Here is a 23,715-nt window from a genome sequence, read left to right as displayed (position 1 = left end):
TTTGGCGGCGGCACGCAACAGTGCACCTTGAATTTTGGGCCGAAGAATAGTAAAATGGAACTATATGTATCGTAACATGGGTTTGTGTACCCAAAGGCGGATACGTATACCGAAACTTGTAAGCTGAAACACTGAAAATGTAAGAACAGGAGAGCGTTATGATCTTAAGCATGACCGGCTTTGGCCGGGGGACTGCTGTGCGCAATGGCCGTGAGATCACGGTGGAGCTGCGCAGCGTGAATTCCCGCTACTTTGAGTATTCTTCGCGCATCCCGCGCACCTGCAGCTATCTGGACAGCCGCTTGAAAAAGCAGCTCAACGAGCGCATTTCCCGCGGCAAGGTGGAGCTGAGCATGACCGTGCAGAATGTGGACGCTGCCGATACGGTGGTGGCCGTCAACATGGAGCTGGCACGCAGCTACCAGCAGGCCATGCGGGATATTTCGGAACAGCTGGGTGTCAAGAACGATATCTCTGCGGGCGTGCTGACCCGCTTCCCGGATGTGCTCACCACCCGCCACGCGGATGTGGACGAGGAACAGCTGTGGGAAGATGTTTCTGCCGTTACCGCACAGGCGCTGGACCGCTTTGTGGAGATGCGCGCCGCCGAGGGTGCCAAGATGAAGGCAGACGTGGAAAACCGTCTGAACTTCCTCGAGGAGTGTGTGGGCAGGGTGGAGACCTTGAGCGCAGGCCGCGTGGAAGCCTACACCAACCGCCTGTACGAGAAGCTCAAGGTCATTTTGGAGGACCGCGATATCGACGATGCCCGCGTGCTGACCGAGGCCGCTATTTTTGGTGATAAGACCGCTGTGGATGAAGAGACGGTGCGCCTGCGCAGCCACATTGCGCAGTATCGCGATATCCTCAAGCTGGACGAGCCGGTGGGCCGCAAGTTGGACTTTTTGACGCAGGAGCTGAACCGCGAGACCAATACCATCGGCTCCAAGTGTCAGGATCTGGATATCACCCGCATCGTGGTGGATATGAAGGCGGAGATCGAAAAGATCCGCGAACAGATCCAGAATCTGGAGTGATACAGAGAATTCGGAGGGGTTTATGAAGCTCATCAACATCGGGTTTGGCAATATGGTCAGTGCAGGCCGTGTGGTGGCAGTGGTCAGCCCGGATTCCGCCCCGGTCAAGCGCCTTGTAAAGGAAGCGCGGGAGCGCGGAATGCTGATCGATGCATCCTATGGCCGCAGCACCCGTGCAGTGCTTATCATGGACTCCGATCATGTGGTGCTCTCGGCGCTTCAGCCGGAAACGGTGGCCAACCGTGCGGCAGGGCAGGAGGGCAAAACACCAACAGAGGAGGAACAGACCCATGGCGAACGATAAATATTTGTTTGTGGTCTCCGGCGCGGCCGGTACCGGCAAGGACAGCGTGGTGAAGGCACTGCGCGAAGCACACCCGGAGATCGAAAAGACTGTTTCCGCCACCACCCGCGCACCGCGTCCCGGTGAGCAGGAGGGCGTGGATTATTATTACCGCACCCGGGAGCAGTTCCAGCAGCTGATCGAGAACGATCAGGTGGTGGAGCACAACTTCTACAACGGCAACTACTACGGTACCCTGCGCGAGGAAGTGGACAAGCGCCTTGCAGCCCGGAAGGTGGTCGTTCTGGTCATCGATGTGCACGGCGCAGCGAACATCCGCCGCATGTTCCCGGGCGCGACCACCGTGTTCCTGCTGCCGCCGTCGGTGGAGGAGCTGGAGCGCCGTCTGCGCGGCCGCGGCACCGAGACCGAGGACAGCATTCAGGAGCGTCTTGCCACCGCCCGGCAGGAGCTGGCCCAGCAGGATGAATTCACCCTGAAGCTGGTCAACGACCAGGTCGATGCCTGCGCCGATGCACTGTATCAGGCCATCTGCCAGCGCATTGGTGCCGCAGAATAACATTTTGAAGGAGCTGGACGAATGCCCAAAACGGTAGGCGTTGCCGTCAGCAATGCGACCTTCCACTTTGATAAGCTTTATACCTATGCCGTCATGCCGGATCAGCAGAATGCGGTAAAACTTGGCAGCATGGTGCTGGTGCCCTTTGGCCGCGGCAGCCGCGCCCGCATGGGCGTGGTGCTGGCCTGCGATGCCGAACCGGAAAGTGCAAAGCTGAAATATCTTTTCGACGTGGCCCCGGCTTCGGCCTGCCTGACCCCGGAACTGCTGCGGCTGGTGCACTTTTTGAAGGAGCGCACCTTCTGCACCTATTACGAAGCGGTCAAGGCGGTCATTCCCTATGGTGCACAGTACAAGCCTGCCGTGGCGGCAGACGGCGTAACGCCGGTGCTGCAAAAGCAGCTCACCCGCCACACCGAGAACTCCTACCGCCTTGTGGGCGGGCTGCCGCCAAAGCCGAAGCCGACAGCCAAGCAATTGGCGGCAGTGGCGCTGCTGGGCGGTGGGCCGCGCACCCTGAACGAGCTGGAAGACAAGGGCATCAGCCGTGCCGTGCTGGATAACCTGTGCGCCAAAGGCGTGCTGGAATGCAGCAAGGTGAATAAATCCATCGACCTGTATGCGTCCATTCCGCTGAAAAACGAGCCGATCACCCTCACGCAGGAGCAGCAGGCGGCTTACGATGCTCTGCTGCCAAAGCTGGAAGACGATGCACCCCACTCGGCGCTGCTCTACGGCGTGACCGGCAGCGGCAAAACGCTGGTGTTTTTAAAGCTCATTGCCCGCTGTCTGGAGCAGGGCAGGCGTGCGCTGGTGCTGGTGCCGGAGATCAGCCTGACCCCGCAGATGATCCTGCGGCTCAAGAGTCAGTTTGGCCGCCGGGTGGCGGTGCAGCACTCTGCCCTCAACCACACCGAACGCCTTTTGCAGTGGCAGATGATCCAGGACGGCGGCGCAGACATCGTGGTGGGTACCCGCAGTGCCATCTTTTCGCCGCTGGAAAACATCGGGCTCATCATCATCGATGAGGAGCAGGAGCACACCTACCGCTCGGAATCCGCGCCCCGCTATTCTGCCCACGAGGTGGCCCGGCAGCGCGCGGCGGAAAACGGTGCATTGCTGCTGCTGGCAAGCGCCACCCCCAGCACCGAGAGTTTTTACACGGCCCAGCATGGCCGCACCCAGCTGGTGCGGCTGACCCAGCGCTACGGCGGCAACCCGCTGCCCACGGTGCAGATCGTGGATATGCGCGCAGAGCTGGCGGCAGGCAACCCACGGGAGATCAGTCTTGCGCTGGAAGATGCCATCCGCCGCAATCTGGATGCAGGCAAGCAGACCATTTTGCTGCTGAACCGCCGGGGCTACCAGACCATGGCCCAGTGCGAGGACTGCCGCGAGGTGCTCAAGTGCACAAAGTGCAGCGTGCCGATGGTGTACCACAAAGCGGCGCACAAGGTATTGTGCCACTACTGCGGCAGCCAGATGGAACCGCCCACTGTGTGCCCCGCCTGCGGCGGCAAGCTGCAGTACCGGGGCTTCGGCACCCAGAAAGCCGAGGAAGAGCTGGCAAAGCTGTTCCCGGATGCGCGGGTGCTGCGCATGGATCAGGATTCCACTGCCGCAAAGGATGCCCACGAAAAGCTGCTGGCAAGGTTTGCAAACCACGAATATGACATCATGGTGGGCACCCAGATGGTGGCCAAGGGACTGGATTTTGAGGATGTGACCCTTGTGGGCGTGCTGGGCATCGACTCGCTGCTGTTTGCGCAGGGCTTCCGCGCGTATGAGAACGTGTTCAGCCTCATCACACAGGTGGTGGGCCGCAGCGGCCGGGCCAGAGACCCCGGCTTTGCCATCATCCAGACCACCGACCCCGATAACCCGGTGCTGAACCTTGCCGCCGCACAGGACTACGATGCCTTTTTTGAGCAGGAGATCGCCTACCGCAAGCTGGGCCTCTACCCGCCCTTCTGCGGGCTGTGCGTCATTGGCTTTGCAGGCGCAAAGGAGATCGAGGTGGCACGGGCGGCGGCGCGCTTTGCGGCCCTTCTGGGCCAGCAGGCGGCAAAACAGCCGGACCTGCCGCTGCGGGTGCTTGGCCCCACGCCCGGCAGCATTGAAAAGATCAACGACACCTACCGCTACAAACTTACCATCAAGTGCCGCAACGACCGCCGCTTCCGCGACCTCGTGCGCAGCACACTGGAAAGATACGAACAGGAAAAACTTCCGTCCAAGGCCACCGTTGCGGTGGACCTGCACTCGGACGGTGACATCTGATTTGGAGGTACCATAAATGGCTATCCGTAACATTGTAAAAGAGGGCGATCCCATCCTGAACAAGGTCTGCCGCCCCGTCACCACCTTTGATGACCGTCTGGCTACCCTGCTGGACGACATGCACGAGACCATGATCGCCGCCGACGGCGTGGGTCTGGCCGGCCCGCAGGTGGGCATGCTGCGCCGTCTGTTCGTGGTGTGGGACACCACCGACGCGCCCGAGGAGATCCCCGCCGATTACGAATATAAGTTCATCGACTTTGTGAACCCGGAGATCCTGGCCGTATCCGAGGAAGAGGAGACCGCCTACGAGGGCTGTCTGTCCTTCCCGGGCCACAACGGCGCTGTGACCCGCCCCGTCGCTGTCAAGGTGCGCGCACAGGACCGCCACGGTGAGTGGTTCGAGCTGGAAGCTGAGGATCTGCTGGGCCGCTGCATCCAGCACGAGAACGACCATCTGGACGGCATTACCATCATGCAGTCCAGCGAGTATTTCTATGAGGATACCGAAGAGGGCAAAAAAGCTGCCCGCGAAGCGAAAGGAAACAAGTAATGCGCATTTTGTTCATGGGCACGCCGGATATTGCCGCAGAGTGCCTCAAAGCACTGTATGCCGCCGGGCATGACATCTGCGCGGTGTACACCCGGCGGGACAAGCCGGTTGGCCGCAAGCAGGTGCTTACCGCACCCCCGGTCAAGGAAGTGGCCCTTGCCCACGGCACGCCGGTGTTCCAGCCCCGCACCCTGCGGGACGGCAGCGAGGACGAGAACATCCGCGCACTGGCCCCGGAACTGATCGTGGTGGTGGCTTACGGCTGCATCCTGCCGAAGTCTGTGCTGGAAGCGCCGAAGTACGGCTGCATCAACCTGCATGTCTCCCTGCTGCCCAAGTACCGCGGCAGCGCCCCGGTGCAGTGGGCCGTGCTGAACGGCGATGCCGAGACCGGCGTTTCCATCATGCAGATGGACGAGGGCCTTGACACCGGCAATGTGCTCTGCTGCGAGAAGATCGCCATTGACCCGGAGGAGACCAGCGGCCAGCTGTTTGACCGCGTGACCGCTGTGGGTGCACGGGTGCTGTGTGAGGTGGTGCCCGCCATCGCCGCCGGAACGCTGAAGCCCCAGCCGCAGGATCATGAGAACGCCTGCCTTGCACCTATGCTGAACAAGGAGATGGCAGAGTTCCGCCTGACCGAATCGGCTGCCCACATCCACAACTGGGTGCGCGGCATGAACCCGTGGCCCGGTGCATGGTTTGTCACCTCCGGCGGCAAGAAGCTCAAGGTGATGGAGTGCCGTGCCGTGGAAGCTCACGGCGAAGCGCCCGGCACCGTGCTGGCCACAAAGCCGCTCACGGTGGCCTGCGGTGAGGGGGCCGTCCAGCTGCTGAATGTGGTGCCGGAAGGCAAAAAGCCCATGGACGGCACCGCCTTTGCGGCCGGTCAGCGCCTGAAAACGGGGGATATCCTCTGATGGCGGCGAATCCCCGCGCGGCGGCAGTGGCGGCGCTGGTGCGGCAGGAGCAGGATGGCTTTTCCAACCTTGTTCTGGATGCCGAACTCAAGCGCCAGCAGCTGGAAGGCCGCGATAAAGCTTTTGCCAGCGCCATCTTTTACACGGTGCTGGAACATCAGGGCACGCTGGACTACATCCTGTGCCAGTTCCTGCCCAAGGGCCTTGCCAAGCTGGATGCACCGGTGCGCGAAATATTGCGCGCGGCGCTGGCGCAGGCCCGCTATATGCAGGTGCCGGTGTCCGCTGCGGTGAACGAGGCCGTCAAGCTGACCCGTGCCTTCAAAAAATCCAGCGCATCCGGTCTGGTCAACGCCGTGCTGCGCAAGGCGTGCAGCTACGACCTGAGCACCGCAAGCTTCAAAAACGAAGTGGAGCGGCTCATGGTGCTTGGCTCTGCCGGGCGGGATGTGGCGGAATTTCTGCACAAAAACTACCCGGACGAAGCACTGGATATCCTTACCTACAAGGCCGACGGCGGCATGACCAGCCTGCGGGCGAACCCGCTGAAAGGCAGCGCCGATGAGCTTTGTGCAAAGCTGCTGGCTTCCGGCGCAAAGGAAGCAAAGCGGGGCATTGTGCCCGGCAGTGTGCTGGCCCGCTTCGAGGGCAGCCCGGCGGAAAATGAGCTGTTCCGGCAGGGGTACTTCCATGTGGAAGGGCAGGCCAGCCAGCTGGCGGCGCTCTGCGTGGACGCACAGCCCGGAGAAACAGTCATCGACCTGTGCGCCGCGCCCGGCGGCAAGACCATCCTGCTGGCCGAGCAGATGCACAGCACCGGCAGGCTTTACAGCTGCGATGCCGCCGAGAACCGCGTGGGCCTGATCCGCACGGCAGTGCAGCGCATGGGCCTTACCAATGTGGAAGCCCTGTGCAACGATGCCACAAAGGTGAACCCGGCCCTGCCGCAGGCCGACCGCATTTTAGCGGATGTGCCCTGCAGCGGCCTTGGCATTCTGGCAAAAAAGCCGGATCTGCGCTACAAAAAGCTGGAACCGGCCCGCGAAGCTGAATTATTGGCCACGCAGTCGGCCATCCTCGATACGGCGGCACAGCTGCTGAAAGCGGGCGGCAGGCTGGTGTACTCCACCTGCACCATCGACCCGGCAGAAAACCAGCAGCAGATCGCGGCATTTCTGGCCCGCCACCCGGAGTTTACGGTGGTGGAGCCTGCCGCAGCGCTGCCCGCCGGGATGACGGCAGGGGAGCACGGCGCGCTTTCGGTGCCCACCCGTACCGGCATGGACGGCTTTTTCCTGTGTGCCATGCAGAAAAACGGGGAAAAGCTGCAATGAAACAGGTGGCTTGTTCGTAAAAAACAATAGGAGAACACAATGGAACAAAAACGCTGTATCTCTTCCTTTACGCTGGCAGAGCTGACCGCTGAACTGAAAGCGATGGGTCAGCCGGGCTTCCGGGCAAAGCAGATCTTCCACTGGGTGCACCAGAAGCTGGTCACCGAGTTTTCTGCCATGACCGACCAGCCCAAGACCCTGCTGGCAAAGCTGGAAGAAAGCTTCTACATTGCCGCGCCCAAGATCGAGCGCAGGCAGGAAGCAAAGGACGGCACGGTAAAATATCTGCTGCGCATGGCGGACGGCAACTGCATCGAGACCGTCGTGATGCGCTACCACTACGGCAACACGGTGTGTGTGTCCACGCAGGTGGGCTGCCGCATGGGCTGCCGCTTCTGCGCGTCCACCCAGGCGGGCCGCGTGCGCGATCTGGAAGCAGGCGAGATCTGCTCTGAGATCTATACCGCCCAGAAGGATATCGGGGAGCGCATTTCCCACATCGTGCTCATGGGTATTGGCGAACCGCTGGATAACTTTGACGAAGTGATGAAGTTTCTGGAGAACATCACCTCGCCCGAGGGCGTGAACATCGGGATGCGCAACATCAGCCTTTCTACCTGCGGTCTGGTGCCCAAGATCGACCAGCTGGCCGAGAAAAAGCTGCAGCTGACCCTCTCGGTGTCGCTGCACGCACCCAACAATGAAATTCGCAGTGGCATGATGCCGGTGAACGATGCCTATCCCGTGGAAGTGCTGATGCAGGCCGTGCGCCGCTATCAGGATACCACCGGCCGCCGCGTGAGCTTTGAATATTCCATGGTGCGCGGTGTCAACGATTCCGATGCCTGCGCCAGACAGCTGGCAAACCTGATCCGGGGCATGGGTGCCCATGTGAACCTGATCCCCATCAACCCGGTGGACGGCAGCCCGTACTCGGCCACCGATGCAGCCAACGTGCACCGCTTCCAGCAGAAGCTGGAGAGCCTTGGCGTGAACGCTACGGTGCGCCGCCGCCTTGGCAGCGAGATCAGCGCCGCATGCGGCCAGCTGCGCCGTGACGAAATGAACGGGAAAGCGTAAATATTAAAGGGAGAAGCCTATGAAACTTGCAGGAAAAACGGATGTCGGCAGGGTCCGGCAGGATAATCAGGACGATTATCGCGCAGGAGAACTGCCCGGCGATGCCGCATGGCTGCTGGTATGCGACGGCATGGGCGGTGCACGCGGCGGCAGGGAAGCCAGCCAGAGCGCGTGCGATGTGATCGAGCGCTGCTTTCAGGAGCAGTATGCTTCCAAGTGCCTGCCCGGCGAAGAGGAGACCTTTTTGAAAAAGAGCCTGCTCAGCGCCAACCGCTTTGTGTTCCAGAAGGCCCTGCGTGAGGAATCGCTGGCGGGCATGGGCACCACGGCCGTGTGCGCACTGGTGCGCGGCGGCAAGGTGTTCCTGTGCCATGCAGGCGACTCGCGGGCGTACCTGTACCGGGACGGCAGGCTTGCCCAGCTCACCCACGACCACTCCTATGTGCAGGAGCTGGTGGACTGCGGCACCATTACCGTGGAGGAAGCCGAGCACCACCCTCAGAAAAACATCATCACCAAGGCGCTGGGCGTGGACTACCGGCTGGACCCGGAGTTCACCACCGCACCGCTGCAGAAAGGGGATATCCTGCTGCTGTGCTCGGACGGCCTGACCAATGCCGTGCCCAGAGAACAGCTGGAACAGCTGCTGCGCACCGGCAGGTTCTACGACCTGCCGGACCTTCTGATCCGCACGGCCAACGAGAACGGCGGCCCGGATAACATCACCGCGCTGCTGCTGCGTGTGGAGGAGGTGCGCTGATGGACAACCTGATCGGCAAAAAGCTGGACGGCCTGTATGAGGTGCGGGAGCTGATCGGTTCCGGCGGCATGGCAAACGTCTACAAGGCGGTCATGCTGGGGCACAACGGCCCGGTGCCTGCCGGTACCGTGGTGGCGGTAAAGGTGCTGCGGCAGGAGTATATGCACGACCCGGACCTTGTGCGCCGCTTTAAAAATGAATCCAAGGCCATCTCGCTGCTGAACCACCCCAACATCGTAAAAGTGTACGATGTATCGGTGAATGATGATCTGCAGTATATCGTGATGGAATATGTGGACGGCATGACATTGCGCGAGTACCTGAACCAGCGCGGCGGCAGGCTGACCAACCGGGAAACCGTGCACTTCATCTCCCAGATCTTAAAGGCGCTGGAACATGCCCACGCCAACGGTGTGGTGCACCGGGACATCAAGCCCCAGAACATCATGCTTTTGGACAACGGCCAGCTGCGCATGATGGATTTTGGCATTGCGCGCATCTCCCGTGCCGAGAACCAGCTGCTGAGCGGCAAGGCCATGGGCAGCGTGCACTATATCAGCCCGGAGCAGGCCAAGGGCGATGAGACCGACTGCACCAGCGATATCTACTCGGTGGGCGTGATGATGTACGAGATGCTCAGCGGTCATCTGCCCTTTGATGCAGACGACATGGTGGAAGTTGCCATCAAGCAGATCTCCGATAAGCCGAAGTCTTTGCACGAGATCGCGCCGGAGGTGCCGAATGCACTGGTGGAGATCACCGAAAAGGCCATGGCAAAGCTGCCGCAGAACCGCTACGCATCCGCCCGCGAAATGCTGGATGCGCTGGACGCCTACGTGCAGAACCCCTCCGTGATGTTCGAGTACAAGTATATTACAGAAGATGCTCCCGAAAAGGTGGTGAAACGTACCATGAACCAGAACCGTGCAAACCGTCAGGCCGAAAAGCCTGCGCCCCGCGGCAAAAAGGCCGCACCGCGCAAGAAAAAGCGCACCATATTCCTGCCGGCACTGTTCGGCATTACCATTGCATTTGCACTGGCGTGCCTTGCGCTGTGCTGGATGATCCTGAACGATTCCTCCAACCTGATGAACAACAAGGCCGATATCACGCTGGGCGATTATATCGGCATGACGCAGGACGAGGCTGCTGCCACCGAGCAGGTGGTTTCCGGCCAGATCAGCGTTACCTGGGAGCAGGAGTACAACAGTGACTATGCGGCGGGCTATATCTACAAGCAGTCGCCGGTGTCCGGCCGCACGGTGCGCGAGGGCCAGAATGTGACCCTGACTGTGAGCCTTGGCACCCAGTACGTTACCGTGCCGGACCTGACCAACTATGTGCAGGCCGATGCAGAGCAGCAGCTCAAGGAGCTGGGTGTCTCGGTGCTGGTAACGCAGGCTGTGGATACCTCTGTGGCATCCGGCGCGGTGATCCGCACCGACCCGGCGGCGGGCAGTCAGGTGGCTGCAGGCAGCACTGTGGTGATGTATATCAGCCGCCCGCAGGTGGCAACCACCACCAAGGTGCCCTCGCTGACCGGCATGAGCACCGCTGATGCCCGCACCCTGCTGGTGCAGAACCATCTGGGCCTTGGCAGCCAGACCGAGCAGTACAGCGACCAGCCGGTGGGCACTGTCATCAGTCAGGACCCGGCGGCAGGCTCTACCACAAAGCTGAACGGCCGCGTGAACATTGTGGTAAGCGCAGGGCCGGAGCCTGCACCGGAACCGGAAGCACCCAGCGACAGCACCACCGGCGGCGACTGGTGGAGCGGCCTGTTTGGCAGCGGCTCCTCTTCTTCCAGCACCGAGACCGGCACCGAACAGGGCACAGCGGGCAGCGGCGACCCCTCGCAGAAACCGCTGACCGACTGGTGGTCCTCGCTGCTGAGCTGACGGAGGCGTGCATGAAGGGATATATCACAAAGGGCATCGGCGGCTTTTACTATGTGAAAACGCCGGAGGGCATTGTGGAATGCAAGCCCCGCGGCATTTTCCGCAAGCAGAAGATCACGCCGGTGGCGGGCGATGAGGTGACGCTGGAGACCGAGAACGGTGCAGCCGTCATTGCCGAGATCGCACCGCGCAAAAATGTGTTCGTGCGGCCTCCGGTGGCAAATCTGGATGTGCTGTTCCTTGTGGCCAGCACCACCCAGCCCACGCCCAGCACGCTGGTGCTGGATAAGCTTTCTGCCATTGCGGTGGACAAGGGCGTGCAGCCGGTGATCGTGTGCACCAAGGGCGACTTGGCCGAGGCGGAATTCCTGCGTAAGGCCTACGAAAGATCGACCCTGCCGTTCATCCGCATCGATTACGAGACCGGCGGCGGGCTGGACGAGGTGAAGCAGTGGATCAGCGGCAGGCTGTGTGCGTTCTGTGGCAACTCCGGCGTGGGAAAATCCACCCTTTTGAACCATCTGCTGCCGGAAGCAGAGCGCGAGACCAGTGCCATCAGCCAGAAGCTGGGCCGCGGCCGCCACACCACCCGTGAGGTGACGATCTTTGAAGCCTTTGGCGGGCGCATTGCGGATACGCCGGGCTTTGCCAGTCTGGAAGCGAACCGCGCCGGGTTCATCCCCAAGGAAAATCTGGAGCATGCGTTCCCGGAGTTCGGGCCTTATCTGGGCCAGTGCCAGTTCACCGGCTGCTCCCACCGCAGCGAAAAAGGCTGTGCCGTGCGCGCCGCACTGGCCGAGGGCAGGCTCTCCCAGACCCGGTACGACAGCTACTGCGCCATGTACGAGGAAGTCAAGGACGTGAAGGATTGGCAGCGCCCGAAAGTATAAAGGATAAGGAAGAGATTCATGTCACGCTGTGTGATCATTTCGGCCTGCCCGGTTTCTCCGGAGCTGGCAGAGGCCCTGCGGCCGGACGACTTTATCATTGCCTGTGATGCAGGCTACCGCAACTGCGCACCTCTGGGGCGTAGACCCAACATCATCGTGGGCGACTTTGACACCGCCCCCTGCCCGGAACAGCAGGACGACGATATCATCGTGCTGCCCCATGTGAAGGACGATACCGACACCGAGTATGCCGCAAAGCTGGTCTCGGAAAAGGGCTTTGATGAGGTGCTGCTGCTGGGCGGCCTTGGCGGCAGACGGGTGGAGCACACCCTTGCAAACCTGTGCACCGGCCTTGGGCTGGAACAGCGCGGTGTGCGCACCACCCTGCTGGATGAGCGCAGCCGCATCACCTACGTGATGCCCGGCGAGACCCGCTGCTACCCGAAGGAGAAGTACTTCTTCTTCTCGGCCTTCCCGATGGAGGGCAGGGCGCAGGGCGTGTGCGAGCGCGGCTCCTACTATGAGCTGACCGATGCGGAGCTGACCGCCAGCTACCCGCTGGGTGTCAGCAACGAGTACGCTGCCGGGTCGGACTGCATCACCATCTCCACCCGCAGCGGTGCGCTGGTGGTGGTGGAGACCATCGCAGACTGAGCGCTGCTGCCCTTGCCGGAACGTTCCGGCCCCTGCCTGCATAGGATGGGCCAGAAAACGGAAAGGCGGGGAGCATATGCAGGTAGTTGTGATCCGAAGCCCCAAGGCGCTGCGCGGCATTCTGCGCAGACTGTTCGGCATTCAAAAACAGTAAAAAGGATCCCCTCGCTGCTGGTCGGCGGGGGGATCTTGCTTCATAATACTCCTTTTTATTGCGTCAGGGCGTTGTAACAGGCATCGAAGGCCTGCATAAAATCAGTGATCTCCTGTTCCGTGGTCAGGTGGCTCAGGCTGATGCGCCACGAGGACAGCGCGTTGCGCCGATCATGGCTCACGGCAAACACGGCGCGGGAGGGCAGGCCGTCCGAAGAGCAGGCCGATTTGACCGAGACGCATACGCCCCTGGCATCCAGCTCCCGCTGGAACACGGTGCCCTTCACGTTCTGTACGCTCAGGTTTAAAATCTGCGGCACGGCGGTGTCCGGGCTGTTGATGCGCACCTTGGGGTATTGGGCAAGCCCGGTGCGCAGGCGGGCGTTCAGGGCGCGGATGTGCTCCACCCGGGCGGGCAGCTCGCTCACTGCCTTTTCCAGCGCCAGCGCCAGCGAACAGGCCAGCGCCACGGTGGGGGTGCCGCTGCGGTAGATGGTGGTGCTCTCGCCGCCATGGATGAGCGGCTCCAGCGCAAGGCCGCGCCGCTTGACCAGCACACCGATGCCGTTCAGCCCGTAGAACTTGTGGGCGGTCAGGCTCATGGTGTCGATGCCCGCAAAGCTGACCGGCAGCTTGCCCACGGCCTGTGTGGCATCCACATGGAAGTGGCAGTGGGGGCAGGCCTTCAACATTTCCGCGATCTCGGCCACCGGCTGCACCACGCCCAGCTCGCTGTCCACGGCAGTGACGGCCACCAGAATGGTGTCCGGGCGCAGCAGTTTTTTCAGGTGGGCAAGGTCCACCGTGCCGTCCTGCCGGATGTCCACAAGGTCGATCTCGTATCCCTGCTCCTGCAGGGCGGTCAGGCTGCCGCTCACCGAGGAGTGCTCCAGCGGGGTGGAAATGATGTGTCTGCCATGGTGGCGCTCCAGCCGGGCGATGCTCTTGATGGCAAAGTTGTTGGCCTCGCTGGCACCGGATGTATAGATGATCTCGGCGGGCTGCACATTCAGACTGCGGGCAATGCTCTGGGTGGCGGCATCGATGGCAGCCTTTGCGGCAGTGCCTGCTGCGTGGCGGGAATTGGCATTGCCCGGGCAATTGCGCTCCACCTCGCAAAAGCGCTGTAAAACCGCTTCGTCTACTGGGGTATTGGCGGAATAATCCAGATAGATCATAAACTCTCCTGATAATTCTCTTATAATACAGATTGCAATGGTAGGTTATATTATAGTGCGCTTTGGGCCGGATTGCAAGAGAAGCGGCACAAACTTCCGGGCTGGAAATACAGGAGAATTAAGCAAAATAGTTGCACGGCGGCAAAAAGTCTGCTATAATCTCTTGAAGGACTGCCCGCTGCGGCCTTTTGCGGGGCTTTTGGCGGCGGTTTGGAAAGAGCCTGAATGAAAGGGGGAGCGCACCATGCTGCACAAGAATCATCGACTGCGCTGCATTGCACTTCTCATTTCCGGGCGGGATCATTGTTCCCAAATTTCAGGGGCATTGCCGTTTTGCTGACGGCGGTGCCTCTTTTTTTGGGCTGCGAGTTCTGTAGGAGGCAGAAAAACTTCATGAGTGAAAAGATCGATTACTCCAAAGGCATTTACGACGCGCGCCAGCTGGGCGCAGGCCGCATGTTCATTCTGGGCGTGCAGCACATGTTTGCCATGTTCGGCGCAACGGTGCTGGTGCCGCTGCTCACCGGCCTGAGCGTTTCCACCACCCTGCTGTGCGCAGGTCTGGGCACCCTGCTGTTCCACCTCATTACCAAAAAGAAGGTGCCTGCATTCCTCGGCTCCTCCTTTGCGTATCTGGGCGGCTTCTCCATCGTGGCCCCCATGCTGGCAGATGCAGACGGCAACCTGACCGTTGCCAACACCAAGATGCTGCCCTACGCCTGCGCCGCCATCGCATTTTCCGGTCTGGTGTATCTGGTGGCCAGCGTGCTGATCTCCACCTTCGGCATCCGCCGCATTATGAAATTCTTCCCGCCGGTGGTCACTGGCCCCATTATCATTTCCATCGGCCTGATCCTGGCTCCCTCCGCCATCTCCAACTGTCAGGCAAACTGGCTGCTGGCCTTTGTGGCACTGGGTGTCGTGATCGTGTGCAACATCTGGGGCAAGGGCATGGTCAAGATCCTGCCCATCCTCATCGGTGTGCTGGTGTCCTATGCAGTGGCACTGGTGACCGGTGCAGTGGACTTCCAGCGCATTTCTGAGGCTGCATGGGTGGGCATCCCTCTGCACAAGGAGGCCACGGGCCTGTTTGCCATCGACGGCAGCCCGGAGTTCATCAGCGCACTGTTCACCATCATCCCCATTGCACTGGCAACCATGATGGAGCATGTGGGCGATATCGCCGCCATCAGCGCAACCGTGGGCCACAACTATATCAACGACCCCGGCCTGAACCGCACCCTGTTGGGTGACGGCCTTGCTACCACCATGGCCGGCCTGCTGGGCGGCCCGGCCAATACCACCTACGGCGAGAACACCGGCGTGCTGGCTCTGAGCAAGATCTACGATCCGCTGGTCATCCGCATTGCGGCTGTCCTGGCCATCATCCTGAGCTTCAGCCCCAAGTTTGAGGCTGTCATCAACACTATCCCCACCGGCATCATCGGCGGCATCAGCTTTGTGCTGTATGGCATGATCTCCGCCATCGGTGTGCGCAATGTGGTGGAGAACCGCGTGGACTTTACCAACAGCCGCAACCTGATCGTGGCCGCTGTCATTCTGGTGTGCGCACTGGGCTTCAACTCTGTGGGCGGCGTCAGCTTTGCCGTTGCAGGCGTCACCATCAACCTGTCCGGTCTGGCTGTGGCCGCGATCGCAGGCATCCTGCTGAACGCTATCCTGCCCGGCAACGACTACGAGTTTGATGCTGCTGACGGCTCCGAAGCCGCTACCAGCAGCAACCTGCAGGTCTGATCTCCCATAGAAGAAGGAAGAACAAGGCAGAAGCCGTCCTGTGTGTGCAGGGCGGCTTTGCTGTTTTTAAGGTGCACAGGGCAAAGCACACAGTTTTTGATGATGGTTTTTAGTGACCCTGCCGGAATTTATCTGTAAGGCAAAATAAATAGGAATTATTCTTAAAATTATCCTTGACTAACTAAGAATCATTCGCTATAATAGAGCCATGACAAGGGCCGGTGAGTACCAACACCGCCCAGCCTGTTTTCTAACTGATATAAAAAGAATGATGGAGGTCTATTCTTATGAAGAAGTACGTTTGCACCGTTTGTGGTTATATTGCTGAAGGCGAGATCCCGGCACAGTGCCCCGTCTGCAAGGCTCCTGCTTCCGCTTTTGTGGAGAAGACCGGCAACACCTACGTCACCGAGCATGTTGTGGGCATCGGCAAGGCCGAGGGCGTGCCGCAGGAGATCGTGGACGGCCTGCGCGCAAACTTTGAGGGTGAGTGCAGCGAGGTTGGCATGTATCTGGCAATGGCTCGTGTGGCTGAGCGCGAGGGCTACCCCGAGATCGCTGAGGCTTACAAGCGTTATGCCTACGAGGAAGCAGACCACGCATCCCGCTTTGCAGAGCTGCTGGGCGAAGTTGTCACCGACAGCACCAAGAAGAACCTGATGATGCGTGCCGAGGCCGAGTGCGGCGCATGTGCAGGCAAGATGGATCTGGCCAAGAAGGCAAAGGCCCTGAATCTGGATGCCATCCACGACACCGTTCACGAGATGGCAAAGGACGAGGCCCGTCACGGCCGCGGCTTTGAGGGCCTGCTGAAGCGCTACTTCAACACCGAAGTCTGATAAGGTTTCCCCGGTTATCCATTCTGACCGCTGCATGGCTTTGCCGCTGTGCAGCGGTTTTTTGTTCAACCTACGGAACGGTTCCGTTGACAGGCACAGCGGCGGTGGGTTATAATTTATCTCGTGTTCAATGAACTGCGAAAGGGGAGACGGGGGAATGAAAAACGGACACACCACCCGGCAAAAGGCCCCGGCGGGCCGCTACGCCCTGCTGGACGAGCTGCGCGGGCTGGACCTGATCAGCATGATGCTGTATCACGCCTGCTGGGACCTGATGTTTCTGTTCGGCATCTGGATGGACTGGTATATCGGCTGGCCGGGGCGGCTGTGGCAGCAGAGCATCTGCTGGGTGTTCATCCTGCTGTCCGGCTTCTGCGTGCCGCTGGGACATCACACCCTGAAACGCGGCGCACAGGTGTTTGCCGCCGGGGCGCTGGTCACGGCGGTGACGCTGCTCTTCATGCCGGAGGATCGGGTAGTGTTCGGCGTGCTGACCTTTCTGGGCAGCGCCATGCTGCTTACCGGCCTGCTGGAACCGCTGCTGAAAAAGATCCCGCCCGCCGCAGGGCTGGCGGTTTCGGCGGTGCTGTTTGCACTGACTTATCATCTGGACGAGCGTTGGCTCGGCTTCGGCGGGCTGCGCCTTGCGCTGCCGGATGCATGGTACGCGAATTACTTTACAGCGTTTTTCGGCTTTCCGCCTTTCGATTTCTACTCCACCGATTACTTTGGCCTGCTGCCGTGGCTGTTTTTGTTCTGGGCGGGGTACTTTCTGCACGGCGTGGTGGGCCGGGCGCGGATGGAACCGCTGCGCCGTTCGGTGTGCCCGGCGCTGGGCTGGATGGGGCGGCACTCGCTGGTGCTGTATCTGCTGCATCAGCCGGTGATCTACGCGGTGCTGACGGTGTGGGCGATGATTTTTCGCTGAAAAGGCTTGACAGGGCAGGGAAGCTGTGGTATTCTATCAATGGTTAGAAGATACTAACCAAATGAGGATGCGTCTGCGTGGTTGGACGCATTTTCATGGAACATAAAGTTAGATATATCTAACTAATATTGATTTGAGAGAGGACGATCTTTATGAGTAAAGTAGCAGTCGTATTCTGGAGCGCAACCGGCAACACCGAGACCATGGCAAACTGCGTGGCAGAGGGTGCAAACGGCACCATCGTGCCCTGCAGCGAGATGAACGCCGCAAAGCTGGCTGAGTTTGATGCAGTGGCTTTTGGCTGCCCCGCAATGGGCGCGGAGCAGCTGGAGGAGAGCGAGTTCGAGCCGATGTTCTCTGATCTGGAGGGTTCTCTGAACGGCAAGAAGATCGCCCTGTTCGGCTCCTACGGCTGGGGCGACGGCCAGTGGATGCGTGACTGGGTGGAGCGTGCTCAGGGCGACGGCGCACAGGTGCTGAACGGTGAGGGCCTGATCTGCAACGAGGCCCCGGACGATGATGTTCAGGCTGCATGCCGCAAGCTGGGTGCAGATCTGGCTGCATGGTAAGCAGGAGAAGCTTCTCTTGACAAACAGAGACGGGTGCGATAAACTATGAGAACACCGAAAAACGGTGTTTTTGCAGAGTTGAAAGTTAGTAAATGCTAACTTTCGCGCAAAAGCAGCAGCCTCTGTACAGAATGCATCAAAACTGCGGCAGGGGACAGCAGACGGAAAGGTCTGCGCTCCTGCCGCTTTGGTTTCAGAAGGCGGTGTATATGGCAGTGGCTGCAGCAATTGGTGTTACGGTAGGCTTTGCATTTTTGCGCCGTGCGGTGCGCCGCGCTGCAATGCGGTCGGACCGTAGAAAAAATAAGGCAGCAGGAGGCCCCATCCCATGCAGGATACCCCGAAGAACTTGGATCAGAAGCGCGCAGATGAAAAGATGCTGGTGAGCGAGATGATCGCTCTTTACTGCCGCAGGCAGCACAAAACACCCAAAGGCAGCCTGTGCCCGGAGTGCCGGCAGCTGCACGATTACGCCCTGGCCCGCATTGACAAATGCCCGTTCATGGAGACCAAAACCTTCTGTTCGGCCTGCAAAGTGCACTGCTACAAGCCGGAAATGCGGGAGAAGATCCGCGCGGTGATGCGCTGGGCAGGCCCGCGGATGCTGCCGGTGCACCCGGTGCTTTCCATCCGGCATGTAGCAGTCACACTCCGGTCTAAGCGCGAAGCGAAAAAGGCTGGCTGAGTTTTCCAGAATAAACACCCTGCCCGCAGGCCATACTGTGGACAGAGAGGTGATAAATATGGAAAACATTGGCGTTACCTGTGATGTCTGCGAGTGCTGCCACAATGTGAGCGGCTGCAAGTGCGACCTGCCCCAGATCAAAGTGACCGAGCAGTGCACCTGCGATACGCAGCAGGTGGAGACCCCGCACTACTGCCAGAGCTACGAGAAAAAGTAATTCCTAAAGCAGCAAAACAGCTCCTGCCAGAGCATTTCCGGCAGGAGCTGTTTTGGGTCACGGAGGTCAGCGCAGGGCCACATTGCAGGTGGCAAGGCTGCGGATCAGGGTGCCCACGCTTTCCTTCATCTGGATGCCCACGAAGCCCAGCGTGAATGCGGCCTGCACATTGGCCAGATTGTCGTCGATGAACACGCACTCGCTGGCCTTCAGACCGTATTTGTCCAGCAGGGCCTGATAGATGCGGGGGTCGGGCTTGTTGACGTGCACCTCGCAGGAGGCTACGCCGCCGTCAAAGCGGTCCAGCACGCCGCGCTCCTTGAGCAGGGCCAGCACGTCCTCCGGGATGTTGCTGAGATAGTACACGCTGTAGCCATGGTTCTTCAGGCGGCGCACCAGCTCCTGCATCCGGCGGCGCGGGCGCAGGATGTGCAGCCAGTCGTCCAGCACGCCCTGCACCTCAAACTCGCGCCCGGCGGCCTTGGCGTTGCGCAGCATGGCCTGATTGCCGTCAAAGCGGGAGACAAGCCCCGCATCCAGCTGCTTCCACTCCTCGCTGCCAAAGGTCAGGTCGTACACCTGCTCCTCGATCTCTTCATTGCAAATGCGGTCTACCAGATAGGCGCGGGGGGCAAAATCCACCATGACACCGCCCAGATCAAACACGATGCTTTTATACATTTAAAATTTCCTCTGTTTCTCATGGAATGCTCTGCCCACAGTATACCACAATCTGCCATGCGGTTTCCACTGCTTTTTGCATGATGCGCCCGGCGGCTGCATAAGCTGTGGCAGAAAGGGGAGAAGGGCATTGACCATCCGGGAACTGTGTGAAAAAGAGGTGGTGCAGCTGGAGCAGGGGGTCTGCCTTGGCCGGGCCGATGACCTGACCTTTGACCCTGCCACCGCCCGGCTGCAGAGCCTGATCCTGCTGGGGCGGCCAAGGCTGTTCGGATTGCTTGGCCGGGACGATAGCCTGACCATCCCATGGCAGGAGATCGAGACCATTGGCACGGATGCAGTGCTGGTGCACACGGCCCTGCCGGAAGCACCGCCGCAGCCGGAACAGCTCAAATGGTGGCAAAAGCTGCGCGTGAAGCTGGGTTTGTAAATTTTTTGCAAAAACAGGGTGGACTTTTTTGTGGAAGTGACTATAATAATCGCAGAAGCTTTGTGCAAAAAGCGTAAAGAAATGTGCTTTTGCGTTTGATCTGAGGTTTCACGGATGAGGAAAGGAACAGGAATTATGAAAACTCCCAAACCGCTTTTGGCGCTGCGGATGGTATTCCCGCTGGCGGCATCGCTGATCGTGCTGCTGCTGGGCGAGGGGATCGCCCGCGGGAGCCTGAGCGCAGACGTTTTTGCAAGTTTTATCTTCCCGCACATCGGGGCTTATCTGCTGGCGTGGCTGCTGCTGTTTCTGGTGTGGCTGCTGCTGGACTGGGTGTTCCGCTGCCCGCCGCTGTCCACGCTGGGCATGGCGGTGCTGGGCTGTGCGCCCTGCGCGGTGAACTTTTACACCCTGCAGCTGCGCGGCGAGCCGTTCCTGCCATGGGATCTGACACAGGTGTCGGAGGCTGCCGGTGTGGCATCCGCTGCGGGCCTCAAGATCCAGCCCAGCATGGTCGTGGCCATCATCGTGGTGCTGGTGCTGACGGCGGGCAGCTTTTTCCTGTACCGCGGCCGTCACAAACAGCGGTGGCTGCCCCGGCTGGCGGGCAGTGCCGCCACCGTAGCGGCCCTCTGCCTGCTGGTGTTCGGCGTGTACCTGCAGCCCGCTGTCACGCAGGTGCTGGGCATTACGCCGGATGCATGGATGCAGGACCGTTACTATCGCTACTATGGCGTAATCACCGGCTTTATGACCAACCTCACCAATCTGGAGATCTCGAAGCCCGAGGAATACTCGCAGGAAGCGGTGGATGCCCTGCTGGACAATGTGGACGAGAGCCAGAAGTTTGCCACCAGCCCGCTGTACTCCACCAGCTACAGCGCCGTGACCCCCAAGGACGAGCAGGTGAAGCAGCCCACCATCATCTATGTGATGGACGAGTCCTACTGGGATGTCTCGGAGCTGGAACAGTACGGCATCACCTTTGATACCGATGTCTCCAAGAACCTGCACGCCTTGCAGCAGACCAGCGCCTATGGCCGGGCCTACAGCCCCAGCTTTGGCGGCGGCACCTGCGATGTGGAGTTTGAAGCCCTTACCGGCTACTCGGTATCCTTCCTGCCCAGCGGCAGCAAGCCCTACCAGCAGCATGTGACCAAGCCCATGTTCGCCATGCCCAATTACCTCAAGCTCAAGGGCTACCAGACCGCAGCCGTGCACTGCTTCTGGGCAAAATACTGGAGCCGCGACAAGGCTTACCCCAACCTCGGCTTTGACGATTTTATCAGCCTTGAGGATATGCATGGCGTGACCAAGGTGCGCAAGCACTACTGGACCAGCGGCCTTGTCACCGATGATTCCATGGCCGACCAGATCATTCAGCAGTACGAGAGCATGAAGTCCAGCTCGGACAAGCCCATCTTCCTGCACGCTGTCACCATGCAGAACCATACCAATTATAACAAGGACAACTACCCGGACGACGAGCGGGTGAAGGTGCTGTCCCACCCGGCGGGCCTCAAGCCCAGCACCGTGGGTGCGCTGGAAGATTTTGCTACCGGTATCCGGGATGCAGATGCCATGCTGGGCAAACTGACCGAATACTTCTCGCAGGTGGACGAGCCGGTCATTCTGGTGTTCTGGGGCGACCACTATAACCCCATCGATTCCAATTACGATGTCTACACCACTACCGGCTATGCCAGCGATTCCAGCGCAGACCCCCGCCTGCACCAGACCACGCTGCTGATGTGGTCCAACTACAGCCAGCAGCAGGTGGACCTTGGCACCATTGCCGCTTACGATATCTCGCCGGTGATGATGGACATTTACGGTCTGGAAGAGCCGCTCTACTTCCAGTTCCTGAACCGTCAGCTGCGTGTGGCCAGCCGCACCAATACCCGCGGAACCACCATGAATCTGGACGGCACCACCACGCAGGAGCCTACCGAGTTCCAGCAGCGGTGGTGCGCAGAGCACTGGCTTTTGCAGTACGACCTGATGTTCGGCAGGGGATACGCCCTGCAGCGCATGGGCCTTGCGGGCCTGAGCGGCGTGGACACAGGCAAATGAGCGAAAAACAGACGATTTCTTTGTAAAAAACAGAGAAAAACTCTTGCAACCGGCGTTTGTTTGTGATATTATAACAAAGCATTACACACGCATCACTATGCCCTTTTGTGCCCAAATGGGTGGAGGGCAGTCCCGAACCGTCCGATACGGCCCGGGATCACGGTGTGCGGAGGCAAAACAATATCTGGAGGTATTTTATTATGGCAGTCGTTTCTATGAAGCAGCTTCTCGAAGCAGGTGTGCACTTCGGTCACCAGACCCGCCGCTGGAACCCCAAGATGGCAAAGTACATCTTCACCGAGCGCAACGGCATCTATATCATCGATCTGCAGAAGACCGTGAAGAAGCTGGACGAGGCTTACAACTACGTGAAGGAAGTTGCAGCTGAGGGCGGCGACATCCTGTTCGTCGGCACCAAGAAGCAGGCTCAGGAGTCCATCCGTGACGAGGCTCTGCGCTGCGGCATGCACTATGTCAACGCTCGCTGGCTGGGCGGTATGCTGACCAACTTCCGCACCATCCGCAAGCGCATCGACCGTATGGATCAGCTGGCTAAGATGAAGGAGAACGGCACCTTCGAGCTGCTGCCCAAGAAGGAAGTTGCCAAGCTGGAGCTGGAGATGGAGAAGCTGGACAAGTACCTGGGCGGTGTCAAGAACATGAAGACCCTGCCGAAGGCTATGTTCATCGTTGATCCTCACAAGGAGCGCATCGCTGTTGCTGAGGCCCGCAAGCTGAACATCCCCATCGTGGCTATCGTTGATACCAACTGCAACCCCGACGAGATCGATTACGTGATCCCCGGCAATGACGACGCGATCCGCGCTGTCAAGCTGATCGCTGGCGCTATGGCTGACGCTGTGCTGGAAGGCAAGCAGGGCAACCAGGAGGCCGCTCCCGCTGAGGATGCAGCAAACGCCTGATTTCCCATCCCACAAACAACAAAATAACGTGTAAGGGAGAATACGAAAATGGCTATTTCTGCAAAGGACGTTATGGAACTGCGCAAGCAGACCGACTGCGGCATGATGGAGTGCAAGAAGGCTCTGACCGAGGCTGACGGCAACTTCGAGAAGGCAATCGAGATCCTGCGTGAGCGTGGTCTGGCTACCGCTGCCAAGAAGGCAAGCCGTACCGCTGCCGAGGGCATGGTCTACGCTGACTACTGCCCCGAGTGCAAGGTGGGTGTTGTCATCGAGGTCAACGCTGAGACCGACTTCGTTGCCAAGAACGACAAGTTCGTTGCTTTCGTCAAGGAGGCTACTCAGGTCATCATGAAGCAGAACCCTGCTGATGTTGAGGCTCTGATGGCTTGCAAGACCGAGAACGGCGAGACCGTGGACGAGGCTCTGAAGAACCTGATCCTGGTCATCAAGGAGAACATCAAGGTTCGCCGTTTCGTCCGTTACGAGGGCGTTTGCTCTGCATACGTCCACGGCGGCGGCACCCACGGCATTCTGGTCAACTTCGAGACCACCAACGGCATCGAGGCTAAGGACGAGTTCGTTACCTACGGCAAGGACATCGCCATGCAGGTCGCAGCTGCTAACCCCGGCTATGTCGATGAGGCTTCTGTCCCCGCTGAGGTCGTGGCCAAGGAGAAGGAGATCATGCTGGCTCAGATGGCTGGCGATCCCAAGACCGCGAACAAGCCCGAGGCTGTGAAGCAGAAGATGATCGAGGGCAAGATCAAGAAGTTCTTCAAGGAGAACTGCCTGATCGATCAGGAGTTCGTCAAGGACGGCGACCTGACCGTTGCTCAGTACACCGCTAAGGTCGCTAAGGATCTGGGCGGCGACATCAAGATCGTCAAGTTCACCCGCTTCCAGAAGGGCGAAGGCCTGGAGAAGCGTGCTGACGACTTCGCTGCTGAAGTTGCAAGCATGGTGAAGTAATTTAACTTCCAAAGTTGAATTGGGAGCTGCAGTACCCGTAATA

At 59.8% G+C, this 23,715-nt stretch carries 24 protein-coding genes; 22 read left to right on the top strand and 2 right to left on the bottom strand.

The features are described 5' to 3' along the window. Nucleotides 1-158 precede the first annotated feature (158 nt). The 12 genes from DXA66_RS07365 to DXA66_RS07310 are packed head-to-tail and all read left to right on the top strand — an operon-like array spanning nucleotide 159 to nucleotide 12,269. Entirely contained in the window at nucleotides 159-1,037 is an 879-nt protein-coding gene (locus DXA66_RS07365) for a YicC/YloC family endoribonuclease (RefSeq protein WP_097774851.1), read from the top strand. Nucleotides 1,038-1,059: 22 nt separating this feature from the next. Further along, the gene (locus tag DXA66_RS07360) at nucleotides 1,060-1,341 is read left to right on the top strand and encodes a DUF370 domain-containing protein (protein ID WP_097777947.1); all 282 of its coding nucleotides are present in this window, start codon (nucleotides 1,060-1,062) and stop codon (nucleotides 1,339-1,341) included. Continuing rightward, nucleotides 1,328-1,900 (top strand): guanylate kinase, encoded by a 573-nt coding sequence (gmk, locus tag DXA66_RS07355; protein WP_118527905.1) that lies wholly within the window; start codon nucleotides 1,328-1,330, stop codon nucleotides 1,898-1,900. Before DXA66_RS07360 ends, gmk begins: the two co-directional genes overlap by 14 nt. Before the next feature lie 21 nt (nucleotides 1,901-1,921). After that, nucleotides 1,922-4,180, top strand: a complete 2,259-nt coding sequence (gene priA, locus DXA66_RS07350; protein WP_118527903.1) for a primosomal protein N' — start codon at nucleotides 1,922-1,924, stop codon at nucleotides 4,178-4,180. Nucleotides 4,181-4,196: 16 nt separating this feature from the next. Further along, nucleotides 4,197-4,733, top strand: coding sequence for a peptide deformylase (gene def / locus DXA66_RS07345; protein WP_118527901.1), 537 nt, complete (start codon nucleotides 4,197-4,199; stop codon nucleotides 4,731-4,733). After that, nucleotides 4,733-5,653, top strand: a complete 921-nt coding sequence (fmt, locus tag DXA66_RS07340; protein WP_118527899.1) for a methionyl-tRNA formyltransferase — start codon at nucleotides 4,733-4,735, stop codon at nucleotides 5,651-5,653. Before def ends, fmt begins: the two co-directional genes overlap by 1 nt. Further along, complete coding sequence (rsmB, locus tag DXA66_RS07335) at nucleotides 5,653-6,987, top strand: 16S rRNA (cytosine(967)-C(5))-methyltransferase RsmB (RefSeq protein ID WP_118527897.1); 1,335 nt, start codon at nucleotides 5,653-5,655, stop codon at nucleotides 6,985-6,987. The genes fmt and rsmB overlap by 1 nt, the downstream gene beginning before the upstream one ends. A 39-nt stretch (nucleotides 6,988-7,026) precedes the next feature. Further along, nucleotides 7,027-8,067, top strand: a complete 1,041-nt coding sequence (rlmN, locus tag DXA66_RS07330) for a 23S rRNA (adenine(2503)-C(2))-methyltransferase RlmN (protein WP_005940261.1) — start codon at nucleotides 7,027-7,029, stop codon at nucleotides 8,065-8,067. A gap of 19 nt (nucleotides 8,068-8,086) precedes the next feature. After that, entirely contained in the window at nucleotides 8,087-8,827 is a 741-nt protein-coding gene (locus DXA66_RS07325; RefSeq protein ID WP_118527895.1) for a Stp1/IreP family PP2C-type Ser/Thr phosphatase, read from the top strand. After that, nucleotides 8,827-10,725, top strand: a complete 1,899-nt coding sequence (gene pknB / locus DXA66_RS07320) for a Stk1 family PASTA domain-containing Ser/Thr kinase (protein ID WP_118527893.1) — start codon at nucleotides 8,827-8,829, stop codon at nucleotides 10,723-10,725. Before DXA66_RS07325 ends, pknB begins: the two co-directional genes overlap by 1 nt. Before the next feature lie 11 nt (nucleotides 10,726-10,736). Beyond that, entirely contained in the window at nucleotides 10,737-11,615 is an 879-nt protein-coding gene (rsgA, locus tag DXA66_RS07315; protein ID WP_118527891.1) for a ribosome small subunit-dependent GTPase A, read from the top strand. 18 nt (nucleotides 11,616-11,633) lie between these two features. Next, complete coding sequence (locus tag DXA66_RS07310) at nucleotides 11,634-12,269, top strand: thiamine diphosphokinase (RefSeq protein WP_118527889.1); 636 nt, start codon at nucleotides 11,634-11,636, stop codon at nucleotides 12,267-12,269. A 209-nt stretch (nucleotides 12,270-12,478) separates the two neighbouring features. On the opposite strand, the gene DXA66_RS07305 is transcribed toward DXA66_RS07310, so the two are convergent. Then, the gene (locus DXA66_RS07305) at nucleotides 12,479-13,600 is read right to left on the bottom strand and encodes a cysteine desulfurase family protein (RefSeq protein WP_118527887.1); all 1,122 of its coding nucleotides are present in this window, start codon (nucleotides 13,598-13,600) and stop codon (nucleotides 12,479-12,481) included. A 393-nt stretch (nucleotides 13,601-13,993) separates the two neighbouring features. Between DXA66_RS07305 and DXA66_RS07300 the strand changes: the two genes are divergently transcribed. From DXA66_RS07300 to DXA66_RS07275, 6 genes are all read left to right on the top strand, one after another. After that, nucleotides 13,994-15,355: a uracil-xanthine permease family protein gene (locus DXA66_RS07300; protein WP_118527885.1), complete on the top strand. Its 1,362-nt coding sequence runs from the start codon at nucleotides 13,994-13,996 to the stop codon at nucleotides 15,353-15,355. 287 nt (nucleotides 15,356-15,642) lie between these two features. Continuing rightward, complete coding sequence (locus tag DXA66_RS07295; protein ID WP_005926148.1) at nucleotides 15,643-16,194, top strand: NADH peroxidase; 552 nt, start codon at nucleotides 15,643-15,645, stop codon at nucleotides 16,192-16,194. 157 nt (nucleotides 16,195-16,351) lie between these two features. Further along, nucleotides 16,352-17,122 carry a heparan-alpha-glucosaminide N-acetyltransferase gene (locus tag DXA66_RS07290; RefSeq protein ID WP_118527883.1) on the top strand — a complete coding sequence of 257 codons (771 nt, stop codon included), beginning with the start codon at nucleotides 16,352-16,354 and terminating at the stop codon, nucleotides 17,120-17,122. Nucleotides 17,123-17,274: 152 nt separating this feature from the next. Continuing rightward, nucleotides 17,275-17,691 carry a flavodoxin gene (locus DXA66_RS07285; RefSeq protein WP_005940293.1) on the top strand — a complete coding sequence of 139 codons (417 nt, stop codon included), beginning with the start codon at nucleotides 17,275-17,277 and terminating at the stop codon, nucleotides 17,689-17,691. Nucleotides 17,692-18,019: 328 nt separating this feature from the next. Next, a complete protein-coding gene (locus DXA66_RS07280) occupies nucleotides 18,020-18,376 on the top strand; it encodes a nitrous oxide-stimulated promoter family protein (RefSeq protein ID WP_118527882.1) in 357 nt (118 codons plus the stop codon). A 58-nt stretch (nucleotides 18,377-18,434) separates the two neighbouring features. Beyond that, nucleotides 18,435-18,593 (top strand): DUF1540 domain-containing protein, encoded by a 159-nt coding sequence (locus DXA66_RS07275; protein ID WP_097777933.1) that lies wholly within the window; start codon nucleotides 18,435-18,437, stop codon nucleotides 18,591-18,593. Nucleotides 18,594-18,659: 66 nt separating this feature from the next. Here the strand turns inward: DXA66_RS07275 and DXA66_RS07270 are convergent, their stop codons facing one another. Further along, nucleotides 18,660-19,274, bottom strand: coding sequence for an HAD family phosphatase (locus DXA66_RS07270; RefSeq protein WP_118527881.1), 615 nt, complete (start codon nucleotides 19,272-19,274; stop codon nucleotides 18,660-18,662). A 130-nt stretch (nucleotides 19,275-19,404) separates the two neighbouring features. Here DXA66_RS07270 and DXA66_RS07265 point away from each other — a divergent pair, with 130 nt between their 5' ends. From DXA66_RS07265 to tsf, 4 genes are all read left to right on the top strand, one after another. Further along, a complete protein-coding gene (locus tag DXA66_RS07265) occupies nucleotides 19,405-19,704 on the top strand; it encodes a PRC-barrel domain-containing protein (protein ID WP_097774865.1) in 300 nt (99 codons plus the stop codon). Between the two features lie 135 nt (nucleotides 19,705-19,839). Then, the gene (locus DXA66_RS07260; RefSeq protein ID WP_118527880.1) at nucleotides 19,840-21,777 is read left to right on the top strand and encodes an LTA synthase family protein; all 1,938 of its coding nucleotides are present in this window, start codon (nucleotides 19,840-19,842) and stop codon (nucleotides 21,775-21,777) included. A 200-nt stretch (nucleotides 21,778-21,977) separates the two neighbouring features. Continuing rightward, nucleotides 21,978-22,700, top strand: a complete 723-nt coding sequence (gene rpsB / locus DXA66_RS07255) for a 30S ribosomal protein S2 (protein WP_005940316.1) — start codon at nucleotides 21,978-21,980, stop codon at nucleotides 22,698-22,700. A 48-nt stretch (nucleotides 22,701-22,748) separates the two neighbouring features. Beyond that, nucleotides 22,749-23,672 carry a translation elongation factor Ts gene (tsf, locus tag DXA66_RS07250; protein ID WP_118527879.1) on the top strand — a complete coding sequence of 308 codons (924 nt, stop codon included), beginning with the start codon at nucleotides 22,749-22,751 and terminating at the stop codon, nucleotides 23,670-23,672. Nucleotides 23,673-23,715 lie beyond the last annotated feature (43 nt).

It is taken from the genome of Faecalibacterium sp. OF03-6AC, assembly GCF_003478175.1.
In the GTDB taxonomy this organism is placed as follows: Bacteria; Bacillota; Clostridia; order Oscillospirales; family Ruminococcaceae; genus Faecalibacterium; species Faecalibacterium taiwanense.
Note: the sequence above shows the minus strand (reverse complement) of the source record. Positions and strands in the feature narration are given on the sequence as shown.